The sequence below is a fragment of the Ruegeria sp. CDSA141 genome (assembly GCF_059612005.1).
The window spans coordinates 529,448-543,116 of record NZ_JBXWPT010000001.1 but is presented as its reverse complement, the minus strand read 5'-3'; the positions used below and the strand labels follow the sequence as shown (position 1 = coordinate 543,116).

The window sequence follows — 13,669 nt, the reverse complement described above, 5'->3', positions numbered from 1 at the left end:
AACATACCGAGAATCGCAGTATTTTCGCGCGCTCATCGGATTTTGGGTTGGACATTGCGGGGCTCGTCGCCTAAACGCGCGTCAAACCACGATAAACGAACTACGAAACCCGGGTCGGCAGCGATTCTGCGACCCCTAGTCAGACAAAGGTTGAGACCATGGCCGTCCAACAGAACAAAGTTTCCAAGTCGCGTCGCAACAACCGCCGCGCACACGACGCTCTGGTTGCTGCAAACCCGAACGAATGCCCGAACTGCGGCGAGCTGAAGCGCCCGCACCACGTTTGCGCATCCTGCGGCCACTATGATGATCGCGAAGTCGTCGCACAGGCCGACGAAATCGATCTGGACGAAGACGCAGCCTAAGCCTGATCGAGTGCAGACCAAGGCATGACTGAACAGCCCACGCACGCCGGACGGATCACCATCTCGGTCGACGCTATGGGTGGGGACGCGGGTCCATCGGTCGTTGTTGCCGGTCTTGCGAAATCAGCCGACAAGAACCCGGATATCAGGTTCTTGTTACACGGGCCCGAACAGGTATTGCGCAAGCTTGTCGCCAAACGGCGTGTCCTTGAGGGGCGCGTCGTTTTTCGTGATTGCCCCGGCGTGGTCACGATGGAAGACAAACCCAGTCAGGTTGTGCGCAACGGCAAAGAGACCTCGATGTGGTCCACGCTGGAAGCGGTACGCCAAGGCGAAGCCCATGGCGCGGTTTCCTGCGGCAATACCGGTGCGTTGATGGCCCTGTCGATGATGCGCCTGCGCAAACTGCCGGGCGTGAATCGACCGGCCATCGCGATACTGTGGCCCTCGCGCAACCCTCAAGGGTTCAACGTGATGCTGGACGTCGGCGCTGATGTGCGCGCCGACGCCAAGGATTTGCTGCAATTCGCGCTGATGGGCGCGTCCTATGCACGTAACGGTATGGCCTTGGGCCGCCCCCGGATCGGACTGCTGAATGTCGGCACCGAAGAGCACAAAGGGCGTGCCGAACTGAAAGAAGCGCATTCGATGATTGCGGAATTCGCGGAGCAGGCGAATTTCGACTTTGTAGGGTTCGTCGAAGGCAGCGACATCCCGGGTGACAAAGCGGATGTCATTGTAACCGATGGGTTTACCGGCAACGTTGCGATCAAAACCGGCGAAGGAACGGCAAGCCTGATCGGGGACCTGTTGCGTCAGGCCTTCAAGTACTCTCCCCTATCCCGATTGGCCTCGGTTCTGGCTATCACGTCGCTGAACCGTTTGAAGAAACGGATCGACCCGCGGCGCGTGAATGGTGGCGTCTTTCTGGGGCTGAACGGAACCGTGGTGAAATCCCACGGCGGCGCTGACGCGACAGGCGTGTCAGCTGCAATCAAACTGGCCTTCACTCTGGCGCAGTCCGGCTTTTCCGAAAAATTGGCTGCGCGGGTTGCATCCACTGCCCAGCTTGCACAAGATGCCGCGCAATCAGCGCCGCAAACAGATAAATAACAAAAAAGGCAGTACCCTAAAATGGCAGGCCGTTCAGTTGTAGCAGGTGTCGGGCATTATTTGCCCGAACGCGTTGTTCCCAATTCCGAGTTTGAGAAAACCCTGGACACGACCGACGAATGGATCAAGACCCGCTCGGGGATCGAACGCCGCCACTTTGCTGCCGAAGACGAGACGACATCCGATCTGGCCACCAAGGCCGCCGAAGCCGCGCTGGCTGACGCAGGTCTGACGGCGGATGATATTGATGCAATCGTTCTGGCGACTTCAACGGCGGATCTGACCTTTCCTTCGGCTGCCACCATGGTTCAGGCACGGTTGGGCATGACCAAGGGCTTTGCTTTTGATGTTCAGGCTGTTTGTGCAGGATTCGTTTTTGCCCTTTCCAACGCAAATGCGCTGATTGTTTCCGGTCAGGCCAATCGCGTGCTGGTAATCGGAGCGGAAACATTCTCGCGGATCATGGACTGGACCGACCGGTCCACCTGTGTGCTGTTCGGTGATGGCGCCGGTGCTCTGGTGCTGGAAGCGCAGGACGGCACAGGCACTGCGGATGATCGCGGTATTCTGGCAACCGACCTGAATTCAGACGGGCGTTTCAAAGACCTCCTTTATGTCGACGGGGGCGTTTCGACCCAATCCACCGGGCACCTGCGCATGCAGGGCAATCAGGTTTTCCGTCATGCCGTTGAAAAGCTTACGAAAACAGCGGAAACAGCGTTGGAACGAGCGGGGCTGAGCAGCTCGGACGTGGATTGGATCGTGCCGCATCAGGCCAACATCCGCATCATTCAGGGCACGGCCAAGAAAATGAACCTGCCAATGAAAAACGTGGTTGTGACCGTTCAGGATCACGGAAACACGTCGGCCGCATCCATCCCATTGGCCCTGTCCGTGGGCAAGCAACGCGGACAGATCAAAACCGGCGATCTGATCGTGACCGAAGCCATTGGCGGCGGTCTGGCCTGGGGCGCGGTAGTTCTGCGCTGGTAACCGGCGCAAACCAGCTTACACAGCCGCCCGCAATTCATTGATATTGACAGCGAATTTGCCATACCCATATGCTTCTACAGCAACAGGGGAAATGGCATGGGCGACAAAACACTGACTCGAATGGATCTGAGCGAAGCTGTCTTTCGTGAGGTAGGTCTGTCACGAAACGAAAGTGCGCAACTGGTTGAAAGCGTTCTGAACCATATGTCCGATGCATTGGTAAGCGGCGAGCAGGTGAAGATTTCGTCTTTCGGCACCTTCAGTGTTCGGGACAAGACGGCACGTGTCGGTCGCAATCCTAAAACCGGCGAGGAAGTGCCAATTCAGCCGCGCCGTGTACTGACCTTCCGTCCGTCGCATCTGATGAAAGATCGCGTCGCCGCCGGGAACCGTAAGTAAGTTCAGGACGTCCAAGTTATGAGTAAGTCCCCCGATGCCTTTCGCACCATAAGTGAAGTTGCGGACTGGCTCGGTGTTCAGGCTCATGTTCTGCGATTCTGGGAAAGCCGATTCACTCAGGTAAAACCAGTCAAACGCGCAGGTGGACGCAGGTATTATCGCCCCAACGACATGCGTCTGTTGGGAGGAATCAAGAAACTTCTCCACGAAGACGGTATTACGATAAAAGGCGTCCAGCGTATCCTGCGCGAACAGGGCGTCGCACATGTCGCGGCGCTGTCCCCGTCTCTGGACGACCCCGTCCCCGCCCCGATTGAGCCCGTCCAGGACACCGTGGTACCGTTTGAACCTAAGCCTGCAACCGCCAAAAAGCAGATTCGTATGGATCTGGGCGAACCGTCCGAGCATTCGGAGAAAGAAGGCCCGCAGGCCAACGCGCGTACATCTTCTGCGGCACAGCTGGAACCAGAGCCCGAACTGGATGCCGCGCCTTTGATGGGTGGAATCGCGTCGCTTGCGTGGAAACAGACAGATTTTGATGATGACCTGTTGCGGCGCATTGCTCCGATTGCGAAAGACCTGCGCCGCTGGCTGGACCGTGTCGAAACACAGGCGACGGGTTAGGACAAAAGGCATTGTTTTCCTCTTGCCCCTGCCGGGAAAATCTTTATGAACACCCCAACGTCGGGCTATGGCGCAGCCTGGTAGCGCGTCCGTCTGGGGGACGGAAGGTCGCAGGTTCGAGTCCTGCTAGCCCGACCAAATTACACCGACGTTTATGGCATACAGGCCAGATCCCGCTCTGGCACCAGGGGGGATCGAGATGACAGGTGTTTGCCCGAACCAACAGCTAGAGGCGATGATCTCGCGCGGTGAGATCACAGCCGACCCAGAGGTTCTGTCTGCGCAGATTCAACCCGCCAGCCTTGATTTGCGTCTGGGAACAGTGGCTTACCGAGTACGTGCCTCGTTCCTTGCGGGCGAAGGCCGGACTGTCACGGACCGGTTGGGAGAGTTTGAGATGCACCGCATCGACATCTCGGCCGGTGCGGTTCTGGAAAAAGGCTGCGTCTATCTGGTGCCCCTGATGGAATCGCTTGCCCTGCCCGACAACATGAGCGCTGTGGCCAACGCCAAAAGCTCGACCGGGCGGCTCGATCTTCTGACACGGACCATCACCGATGGCGGCACCGAGTTTGACCGGGTGCCCGCAGGGTACACAGGCCCGCTTTATGCCGAAATCTGCCCGCGCTCCTTCTCGGTTCTGGTTCGTCCCGGGATGCGCCTGAACCAAATTCGTTTCCGACAGGGCCAGGCCGTGTTGTCAGATGCCGAACTGAGATCCTTACATGCCGAATCTCCGCTGGTGGACGGACCTGCGGTCATTCAGGACGGTCTGGGCTTTTCGGTCGACCTGCAACTGCCTGATACCGATCTCGTCGGCTATCGCGCCAAACCGCACACCGGGGTGATCGATCTGGATCGAATCGGTGAATACGACCCGCAGGACTATTGGGAAGAGGTCCGGACCAAGGATGGTTGCATCATCCTGGACCCCGGCGCGTTCTATATCCTTGTCAGTCGCGAGGCGGTGCATATTCCACCATTGTACGCGGCTGAAATGGCACCCTATCTGGCGATGGTTGGTGAGTTCAGAGTGCACTATGCAGGCTTCTTTGATCCTGGTTTTGGCCATGCCGCTGCCGGGGGTGCCGGGTCCCGTGGCGTGCTTGAGGTGCGCTGCCACGAAGCGCCATTCGTGCTGGAGCACGGGCAGATCGTCGGACGTCTGGTCTATGAGAAAATGGCGGAGATGCCGACGCAACTATATGGTGCGGGCATTGCCTCGAACTATCAGGGTCAGGGCCTGAAACTGTCAAAGCACTTCAAAGCTGTTGGCTAATCCCTAGAATTTCATGAACCGGCGCATTTGCCGGGTCACGCGCTGTGCCTGCCGCAGGTTCTGCGCATGGCGTGGTGCGCTGGCTTTACTGGTCTCATTCGATGCGCCCGATCCGTTGCCCTTTCGGCTGGCCAAATCGATGCCTTTGTTCACACCCTTGTTGACAAGACGGCGCATGACCTGACGCACAATCATGTCAATGATCCGGTTTGCATTCATGGCTCAACTCCGTGTCCTTGCGCATATAGATACGCGCTTTATGCGGCAACAAAAGGGCTGCGCGATCACTCTTCCTCGAACAGTTCGGTCTGGTCTTCGTCGCTCTCGTCCTCGCGGCCCTCGCCCAGTGGGATGGCCCCCGGAGGAGGACGATTCTCCAGCAATCCCGCTGCCCGCAACTCTTTTAGCCCGGGCAAGTCACGGGCGTTCTCAAGCCCAAAATGATCCAGAAACTCAGGTGTTACCACAAACGTCACCGGACGACCGGGAGTCATGCGGCGGCGGCCCAGTTTGATCCACTCCATCTCCAGCAACTGATCGATTGTTCCGCGCGAAACCGAGACACCCCGGATTTCCTCGATCTCGGCCCGCGTGCAGGGCTGATGATAAGCCACGATGGCCAGAGTTTCGATCGCAGCGCGGCTGAGCTTGCGGGTCTCGACCGTTTCCTTCTGCATCAGAAAGCCCAGATCAGGGGCCGTGCGGATGGCCCAGGCGTCTCCTACGCGCACCACACGCACACCACGGCGCTCATACCGTTTCTGAAGCGATTCAACCGCTTGTGCCGCGTCGCTGCCATGGGGCATCCGCGCTTCAAGATCCGCAATTGTCACCGGATCGGCGCTGGCGAAAAGAACGGCTTCGACCATGCGTTCCTGTTCAGCCAGTGGAGGGGCCTCGAACAGCGTACCGGTCTCTTCGGGGGCATCAGTCACGTGTCTCGGTCCTCTTGCGCAAATGGATCGGAGCGAATGTCTCGCTCTGCTTGATTTCCATATGTCCTTCTTTCACCAACTCCAGCGAGGCCGCAAAGGTCGCCGCCGTTGCCGACCTGCGCCGTACCGGGTCGGAATCCCAGCCATCGGGCAGGTAAGCTTCCATATCGGTCCATGTCCCGGCAAACCCGATCAGCGGGCGCATTCTTTCCAGCGCCTGTTCCATGGTGAATACCGAATCGCGATCCATCACAAACGGGCGGAATTCATCACGCGTGCGGATCCGGGCATAGCCCTGCATCAGATCCAGCAGCGTGGCGGAATAGGTCACGGTTCGGATGCGGGTGATATCTTCGCCCTGCCCGCGTTTGAAGAAATCGCGCCCCAGCTGATCACGCGCCATCAGCCGTGCGGCAGCATCGCGCATCGCCTGCAAGCGTTCCAACTGAAACGCAAGATGTGCGGCCAGTTCCTCGCCCGAGGGTCCCTCGTCATCCGGGTCTGGCGGCAGCAGCAAGCGGGACTTGAGAAACGCCAGCCAGGCCGCCATCACCAGATAATCGGCGGCCAGTTCAATACGCAGCGCCCGCGCCTTTTCGACAAAGGCCAGGTATTGCTGCGCCAGCGCAAGGACAGAGATTTTCCTCAGGTCAACTTTTTGCGTGCGCGACAGGGTCAGCAGAACATCCAGCGGGCCTTCGAACCCATCGACGTCAACGATCAGCGCTTCGGCCGCAAGACGATCCGCGACCGAGACAGGGTCTTCGCTAAAAAGGTTATCGTTCATATACCTGCCCGCCCATTAGGGCAGATAGTTCCGCTTCGACGGCAGGGATGTCAAGTTCCAGCGGGCGTTTGCGCATCGCCAGCGCCCGTTCTGCGCGGGCCTGTGCTACATCAGACATTTCTCCGGCAGCTTCCATCACCTGGGCGCGCTCGTCAAAGCTTCCGTTGCAGTGCAGAACGACGTCACAGCCCGCGCTTATGGCTTGCCGCGACACGTCAGCGGGCGTTCCGCTAAGCGCTTTCATCCCGATGTCATCGGTCATGATCAGCCCCTCAAAGCCAATCCTGTTGCGGATCACATCCATCATGGTTACCGAGATGGTGGCAGGCTGCGGGTCAATCCGATCATAGACCAAATGCGCGGTCATCCCCATCGGCAGGTCGTTCAAGGCCAGGAACGGCACAAAATCGCTGCGCTCAAGCTCCTCCAAGGGCAGATCCACATGCGGCAAGTCATGATGGCTGTCCAACGTGGCACGTCCATGGCCCGGGATGTGTTTGAGCACCGGCAGCACACCGCCGTCCAAATGGGCCTGCGCCACGGCTTTCGCAATTCTGGAAACTTGTTCAGGATCAGTGTCATAGCATCTGTTTTTAAGGAACTTGTGCGTCTCCTGTCGCGCGACATCCACCATGGGCGCACAGTTGCTGTCAATTCCCAGGCCAAACAGTTCATCAGCAATCAGGCGGTACCTCAGATACATGGCGCGCTCGGCCTGTTCTCCGGCATTGGTCACATGGTCCAGCGGCGGCAGCCATTCGCGGGCCAACGGCGCCCGCAGGCGCTGCACGCGCCCACCTTCCTGATCGATGGTGATCGGGCAATTGCGCCCGACCGCCTCGCGGAAATCATCACACAAGGCGCGTACTTGTTTGGCGTTTTCGATGTTGCGGGCAAACAGAATGAACCCGAACGGGTTCTTCTGGCGAAACAGATCTCTTTCCTTTTGCGTCAGGCGCAAGCCCTGAGCATCGGTGATCGTGGCACCGAATTTCACCGAACGGCCACCGGGATACAATCAGCCCCCTGCGCGACAAGCGCAGCACAGAACTGACGCGAGTCGCTCAGGTCTTCAAAGCCCAGCACGCGCAGGCGGTAAAAGGTGCGTCCGCCGCTTGAAGTTTTTTGAATAACACGCTGTTTTCCAGCCATATATTCGCCGAACCTTCCATTCAGGCGATCCCATTCCGATTGCGCCACCTGGGTGCTGTCATAGGCCCCAAGCTGTGCCAGACGCGTGCCCTTCTCCAGCGTATCAGGATCGACATCCAACCCAACCGCAGCTTTTACCGCCGCATTGATCGCCTCTTCGGAATTCTCGCTCGGCGACACCTGGCTGCGAGAGGCACGCGCCGGACGGGTCAACGGGCGCACGGATCGGCGCACGCCCGGCAATTCGGCAATGGCCGGATCCGGCAAGGCCGCTGCGAAATCGGCCGGATCAATTGCGGGTTCTTCCTCGGGAGTGGTCAACGATGCCACCTGCACGCCATCTTCAAATTCTTGCTGCGTTTTGGCCGCCTCACCCGCCAGTTCCGCAACCAGCGCATCCACTGCGTTCTGGCGCAATCGAGCGGCTTCCTGGGTCGAGATCGGCTTTTCCACCACATGCAGCGCTGGCGTCGGCTTCAGATCAGCTGCGGGTACATCTTCATCCGTCAACGAGACCGGCCGCGGCGCAAGGATCAGGCGATCCGCCGGAGCGGCAGCGCTGCCTTTGGCGGCCACCGCATTGACGGCCAAGCCCTGATGATCGGCGGGTGTTCCGCCCGGGTTTTCGGGCTGCACACGCATCGGCCCTTCGGCCGCGCGCACGACCGGCACGCCGCTGACATCCCGCATGACAAGCTGGTATCCCCAGATACCGACACCGGCGACCAGTGCCAGCGATGCGACGGCACCTAAGAAATTGACGGCCCGCCCCAGTCCGAACGCGCCAAGTGGCGCATCATAATCCTCCATGTCTTCGGGATAGTCATACGCATCCTCGGAATGCGTTTGATTCGGGTAATGAATCTGCTCGGGGCTTTGGTGCCCCGAGTAATCGTAACTCGCCATGTCCGCCTCACTGCCCGTTTCGCGCCAGAAAAAAGGCGCGCGGGTCATTTCTTGCCTACCTCGTACCGGCGGTTCGGGCGGTATTGGTTACCGCATCTCCTGCGCCGGAGTAACGCCAAGAATACCCAAGCCCGCTGAAATCACAACAGAAACGGCAAGGGCCAATGCAATTTTCGACTGGCTTGTGGCAACATCGCCATCCTGAATGAAACGCAATTGGGTTTCGTCATTGCCCTTATTCCAGAGCGCGTGAAAATCCCCTGCAAGTTCATACAGATAGAAGGCGACGCGGTGCGGTTCGTTGGTCCGCGCAGCGATTTCGACCAGGCGTGGCCATTCGGCCAGCTTCTTGGCGACAGTCAGTTCCGAGACGTGATCGTTCTTGCTCAGATCCGCGCCGGCAAGCGTCACATCATCTGTTGGGATCCCTGCCTCGGCGGCACGGCGCAGCACGCTCATCACCCGGGCATGGGCGTATTGCACGTAGAACACCGGGTTCTCGCGGCTCTGCTCCAGCACCTTGTCAAAGTCGAAATCCAGCGGTGCGTCGTTCTTGCGGGTCAGCATCACGAAACGGGTCACATCCGGACCAACCTGATCGACCACATCGCGCAGGGTGACAAAGTTCCCGGCCCGTTTGGACATCTTGAACGGCTCGCCGTTTTTCCACAGCTTCACCAGCTGCGTCAGCTTGATATCCAGCGGCACCTTGCCATCGGACAGAGCCGAAACGGCAGCCTTCATCCGTTTGACGTAGCCGCCGTGGTCCGCGCCGAACACGTCGATCAGCGCGTCAAAACCACGTGTCACCTTGTCATAGTGATAGGCGATATCCGGGGCGAAATACGTCCAGCTGCCATCAGATTTCTTGACTGGGCGGTCGACGTCATCGCCGTGCTCGGTGGATTTGAACAAGGTCTGCTCGCGCGGCTCCCAATCCTCGGGCTTCTTGCCTTTGGGTGGTTCCAGCACGCCTTCGTAGATCAAGCCCCTATCGGTCAGGGACTTAAGCGCAGCCTCGATCTTTCCGGTGCCATAAAGCGATTTTTCGGAATAGAACACGTCCATCTCGACACCCAGCGCCTTCAGGTCGGCGCGGATCAGATCCATCATAGCGTCGGTCGAAAACTCGCGCAGGTCTTTCAGCCAGTCGCTTTCCGGCTTGTCGATCAGGCTGTCGCCGTACTTCTCTTTCAGCGCTTCTCCGATCGGGATCAGATAATCGCCGGGATACAGCCCTTCGGCAATCTCGGGGCTGAGGCCGTTGGCCTCGCGATAGCGCTCATAGGCCGACCGCGCCAGCACGTCCACCTGCGCGCCGCCATCGTTGATGTAGTATTCGCGGGTCACGTCATGGCCCGAATAGGCCAGCAGGCTCGCCAACGCATCCCCGAACACCGCGCCGCGAGTGTGTCCGACATGCAGCGGGCCGGTCGGGTTGGCCGAGACATATTCGACATTGACCTTCTGCCCCTGTCCCATGGTCGAACGCCCGTAATCGGTGCCTTTTTCAAGCACCGCCGCCAACACGCCTTGCCAGACGGACGGCGCAAGACGCAGGTTCAGGAAACCGGGGCCCGCCACTTCAGCGCTTGTGATCCGATCATCCGCCGCCAGTTTCCCGGCCAGAACATCCGCAATGTCGCGCGGCTTCATCTTGGCTGGTTTCGCCAGCACCATCGCGGCATTGGTCGCCATGTCCCCATGCGCGGCATCACGCGGAGGTTCGACCGCCACGTTGTCAAAGCTCAGCCCTTCGGGCAGTACGCCTTCGGACTGCATCTGCGCCAGCGCGTCCAGTACAAGGCCGCGGATCTCGGAAAACAGGTTCATTTCGGATGTCCTTTTGCTTGTCGCGGGGTTTACCACGCAATGCGGCAAGGTCAATGGACGCCTAATGTTTCAGCTTGGTTTGGCGGAACAACTCGCTAATCTCGGGCATGTTCGAAGCTACCGGAGACCGTTGATGCACCGCCCCTTGTCTATTGCCTTGCTTTTGTCCGCCGCCCTGCCTGCACTCGCCGACCTACCCCAACCGCAAGGCCATGTGCTGCTGACGCTGGGCGGCGCGGTCAGCGAAACAAACCTGCCCGCGCGGGGGGAGAATGACGGCGGTCTGCTGGGCTATCTGGAGGTCACGCATGACGGCGCGGCAGGGTTTGATGCTGCCATGCTGGACGGGCTGGAGCAGCTCGAGATCACAATCTCGTATGGTCCTCCGGGCAATGAGCGTGATTACAGGTTCTCAGGCCCGCTTTTGTCAGACGTCATGACGATGGCAGGGGCCGAGGGGAAAACCGCTCTTCCCATGGCGCTGGATGGGTATCAGGCTGCAATCGACTGGAACAGCATCACCACGCATAAACCGATCATAGCAACGCATTCTGATGGCGCACCGATGGGGATCGGTGGTTATGGCCCGACGATGATCGTCTTCCCTCCGACAGAGAACGTCGATCAGTCCGCCAAACAAGCAGCTCAGCAAGTCTGGGCCATCGCCTATATCGCTGTGGAGTGATCAGCCGGTCAGCCGGGCATGGTCCTGCAAGGCAAATCGGTCGGTCATGCCCGCAATGTAATCGGAAACGATACGGGCCAAACCTGTCTCGTCCCCGGCAGCTTCAATATCATCATGCCAGCGCGCAGGCATTTGCTTGGGATCATTCAAATAAATCGGAAACAGATCTTCCACGATCTTTGCCACCTCCTCCCGCACTGACATCACACTGGGAGCGCGATACATCCGGGTGAACAGAAACGCCCGGATTTCGCGCAGTTGCGCCCGAACCTCATCCGAGAACTGGATGACAGGATACCCAAGATGACGAACTTCTTCGACGGACTGCGCGCCAGACACGGCAATGAGATCGTGAGAGGTGTTGATGACATCGGCCACCATGACCCCGAAAACCCGCCTTAGCGCTTCGTGACGCCGGCGATAGGAATCCAGCCTGGGGTATCTGGCATCCACCTCGGCGTAACAGACACCGACGATCGGCAGGTCTTGCAGATCGTCGTCCGAGAACAACCCCGCGCGCAACCCGTCCAGTAGATCGTGGTTGTTGTAGGCAATGTCATCGGAAAGGGCCGCAACCTGGGCTTCCGCGCTGGCATGGGTGTGCAGTTCAAGATCGAAACCCTGATTGCATTCGGCCAATGCCCATGGCAGATCGCCCGTAACCGGCCCATTGTGCTTGGCTATACCTTCCAGGCATTCCCAAGTCAGGTTACACCCGTCGAATTCTGCATAGTGGCGCTCCAGCTTTGTGACGATCCGAATGGCCTGAGCGTTGTGATCAAAACCTCCGTAGGGTTTCATCAACGCGTGCAACGCGTCCTCGCCGGTATGTCCAAAAGGCGTATGTCCCAGATCATGCGCCAAGGCCACGGCTTCGGTCAGCTCTGGGTTCAACCCCAGAGCACCGGCAATGGTCCGCGCCACCTGCGCCACCTCAATGGAGTGGGTCAGGCGGGTGCGGTAGCTGTCACCTTCGTGTTCAACAAACACCTGCGTCTTGTGCTTGAGGCGCCGAAAGGCACTGGCATGAATGATCCGGTCCCGGTCGCGCTGAAAGCATGATCGGAAACTGCTTTCCTCCTCGGGCACAAACCGCCCCCTGGTGCGGTCCGGATCCGAGGCAAAACTAGCTCTGTCCAAATGGCCTGTCCTTGTCGCCTGTCCTTGCGCTTTCTATATTGTATGGCGTAATGGAAGGAAACCATTGGAGACCGGCATGAATCTGCCCCCATCAGTCACGGAACGCGCCTTCGAACGCCTCGCCGAAATCGGCGCGGCGGATCAGGGTCAGGCATTGCGCGTCGCAGTGGAAGGCGGCGGTTGCTCGGGTTTTCAATACGAAATCGCTTTGGATACGCCAAAAGAAGATGATCTGGTCCTTGAAGGTAAAGGGCAAAAAGTCATTGTTGACGCCATTTCGCTGCCCTTCCTGGAAAACGCCGTCATCGACTTCACCCAAGAACTGATCGGCGCGCGATTTGTGATCGACAACCCCAACGCCACCTCTTCCTGCGGTTGCGGCACATCTTTTTCGATGTAACCGTGGGGGCTTTGCCCCCACACCCCCAGGATATTTTCAGCCAGATGAAGCAGCGGTCCGCCCTCTGACCGAAAGACCAGAGGGCTTCACCTGGCGCGGTCATCGGCGTCCCCGCCTGTACCGCCACTTCAATTTGAAGATATTCAGTTAAAAATCCGTTTCTTCATCTGGCCAAAAATATCCCGGAGCGCGAGGCAGAGCCTCGCAAATCCGATCTCTGGCTTGCCGTTGGACCCGTTCTGAGCGATAGGTTGCACCAAGTCTTCGGAGGATCGCGCATGAAAATCGCCACGTTCAACATCAATGGCATCAAGGCGCGGGTCGAGGCCCTGCCCCGTTGGCTGGACGAAGCGCAGCCGGACGTTGTGCTGTTGCAAGAGATCAAGTCGGTCAACGAAAACTTCCCGCGCGAGATATTCGAAGAGCGTGGATTCAATGTGGAAACTCACGGGCAAAAAAGCTTCAACGGCGTAGCAATATTGTCGAAACTTCCACTCGAGGACGTGTCGCGCGGCCTTCCAGGCGATGACGCGGATGAACAGGCCCGCTGGATCGAAGCCACTGTCGTTGGCAAAAAGGCTCTTCGGCTCTGTGGATTGTATCTGCCCAATGGCAATCCGGCACCCGGCCCGAAATACGACTACAAACTGGCTTGGATGGAACGACTTTACGACCGTGCCCGCACTTTGCTGGCAACCGAAGAGCCTGCGTTGATGGCGGGGGATTACAACATCATCCCGCAGGCGGAGGACGCCAAACGCCCCGAAGCATGGCTCGAAGACGCATTGTTTCGCCCTGAAAGCCGCGCCGCATTTCGCAAAATCCTGAATCTGGGCTTCACCGAAGCGTTCCGGGCCGCCACCCAAAGCGCGGGACACTATTCATTTTGGGATTATCAGGCCGGGGCCTGGAACCGAAACGACGGAATTCGGATCGATCACTTTCTGCTGACCCCACAAGCGGCGGATCTTATGCGGGATTGCCAGATTGATGCAGCCGTGCGCGGACATGAAAAACCCTCGGATCATGTGCCAGTCTGGGTCGATCTGGACATATAG

16 protein-coding genes and 1 tRNA gene are annotated in these 13,669 nt (G+C 58.7%); 10 read left to right on the top strand and 7 right to left on the bottom strand.

Annotated elements, in window-relative coordinates:
- Window positions 1-158 precede the first annotated feature (158 nt).
- From rpmF to AC2FLP_RS02700, 7 genes are all read left to right on the top strand, one after another.
- A complete protein-coding gene (gene rpmF, locus AC2FLP_RS02730) occupies window positions 159-365 on the top strand; it encodes a 50S ribosomal protein L32 (RefSeq protein WP_008756996.1) in 207 nt (68 codons plus the stop codon).
- 24 nt (window positions 366-389) lie between these two features.
- Window positions 390-1,478 carry a phosphate acyltransferase PlsX gene (plsX, locus tag AC2FLP_RS02725; RefSeq protein ID WP_496680904.1) on the top strand — a complete coding sequence of 363 codons (1,089 nt, stop codon included), beginning with the start codon at window positions 390-392 and terminating at the stop codon, window positions 1,476-1,478.
- A gap of 21 nt (window positions 1,479-1,499) precedes the next feature.
- Complete coding sequence (locus tag AC2FLP_RS02720) at window positions 1,500-2,471, top strand: beta-ketoacyl-ACP synthase III (protein ID WP_299893870.1); 972 nt, start codon at window positions 1,500-1,502, stop codon at window positions 2,469-2,471.
- Window positions 2,472-2,567: 96 nt separating this feature from the next.
- The gene (gene ihfA, locus AC2FLP_RS02715; RefSeq protein ID WP_117868701.1) at window positions 2,568-2,870 is read left to right on the top strand and encodes an integration host factor subunit alpha; all 303 of its coding nucleotides are present in this window, start codon (window positions 2,568-2,570) and stop codon (window positions 2,868-2,870) included.
- Between the two features lie 18 nt (window positions 2,871-2,888).
- Complete coding sequence (locus AC2FLP_RS02710; protein WP_299893872.1) at window positions 2,889-3,494, top strand: MerR family transcriptional regulator; 606 nt, start codon at window positions 2,889-2,891, stop codon at window positions 3,492-3,494.
- Window positions 3,495-3,555: 61 nt separating this feature from the next.
- Window positions 3,556-3,632: transfer RNA gene (locus AC2FLP_RS02705), tRNA-Pro, on the top strand.
- Between the two features lie 61 nt (window positions 3,633-3,693).
- Window positions 3,694-4,773: a 2'-deoxycytidine 5'-triphosphate deaminase gene (locus AC2FLP_RS02700; protein WP_299893874.1), complete on the top strand. Its 1,080-nt coding sequence runs from the start codon at window positions 3,694-3,696 to the stop codon at window positions 4,771-4,773.
- A gap of 3 nt (window positions 4,774-4,776) precedes the next feature.
- Here the strand turns inward: AC2FLP_RS02700 and AC2FLP_RS02695 are convergent, their stop codons facing one another.
- From AC2FLP_RS02695 to argS, 6 genes are all read right to left on the bottom strand, one after another.
- Entirely contained in the window at window positions 4,777-4,992 is a 216-nt protein-coding gene (locus AC2FLP_RS02695) for a hypothetical protein (protein ID WP_299893876.1), read from the bottom strand.
- A 65-nt stretch (window positions 4,993-5,057) separates the two neighbouring features.
- Complete coding sequence (scpB, locus tag AC2FLP_RS02690) at window positions 5,058-5,708, bottom strand: SMC-Scp complex subunit ScpB (RefSeq protein WP_496680909.1); 651 nt, start codon at window positions 5,706-5,708, stop codon at window positions 5,058-5,060.
- Window positions 5,701-6,495, bottom strand: a complete 795-nt coding sequence (locus AC2FLP_RS02685; RefSeq protein WP_299893879.1) for a segregation and condensation protein A — start codon at window positions 6,493-6,495, stop codon at window positions 5,701-5,703. Before AC2FLP_RS02685 ends, scpB begins: the two co-directional genes overlap by 8 nt.
- A complete protein-coding gene (nagZ, locus tag AC2FLP_RS02680) occupies window positions 6,485-7,492 on the bottom strand; it encodes a beta-N-acetylhexosaminidase (RefSeq protein WP_496680911.1) in 1,008 nt (335 codons plus the stop codon). The genes AC2FLP_RS02685 and nagZ overlap by 11 nt, the downstream gene beginning before the upstream one ends.
- Complete coding sequence (locus tag AC2FLP_RS02675) at window positions 7,489-8,601, bottom strand: SPOR domain-containing protein (protein ID WP_299893882.1); 1,113 nt, start codon at window positions 8,599-8,601, stop codon at window positions 7,489-7,491. The genes nagZ and AC2FLP_RS02675 overlap by 4 nt, the downstream gene beginning before the upstream one ends.
- Window positions 8,602-8,640: 39 nt before the next feature.
- On the bottom strand, window positions 8,641-10,386 hold the full coding sequence (gene argS / locus AC2FLP_RS02670; RefSeq protein WP_299893884.1) for an arginine--tRNA ligase: 1,746 nt from the start codon (window positions 10,384-10,386) through the stop codon (window positions 8,641-8,643).
- Between the two features lie 133 nt (window positions 10,387-10,519).
- Between argS and AC2FLP_RS02665 the strand changes: the two genes are divergently transcribed.
- Window positions 10,520-11,071, top strand: coding sequence for a putative pterin-binding protein (locus AC2FLP_RS02665; RefSeq protein ID WP_496680915.1), 552 nt, complete (start codon window positions 10,520-10,522; stop codon window positions 11,069-11,071).
- Here the strand turns inward: AC2FLP_RS02665 and AC2FLP_RS02660 are convergent, their stop codons facing one another.
- Window positions 11,072-12,211 (bottom strand): deoxyguanosinetriphosphate triphosphohydrolase, encoded by a 1,140-nt coding sequence (locus AC2FLP_RS02660; RefSeq protein ID WP_496680917.1) that lies wholly within the window; start codon window positions 12,209-12,211, stop codon window positions 11,072-11,074.
- A gap of 76 nt (window positions 12,212-12,287) precedes the next feature.
- Here AC2FLP_RS02660 and AC2FLP_RS02655 point away from each other — a divergent pair, with 76 nt between their 5' ends.
- A complete protein-coding gene (locus tag AC2FLP_RS02655; RefSeq protein ID WP_496671189.1) occupies window positions 12,288-12,611 on the top strand; it encodes a HesB/IscA family protein in 324 nt (107 codons plus the stop codon).
- A 278-nt stretch (window positions 12,612-12,889) separates the two neighbouring features.
- Window positions 12,890-13,669: an exodeoxyribonuclease III gene (xth, locus tag AC2FLP_RS02650; RefSeq protein WP_117868691.1), complete on the top strand. Its 780-nt coding sequence runs from the start codon at window positions 12,890-12,892 to the stop codon at window positions 13,667-13,669.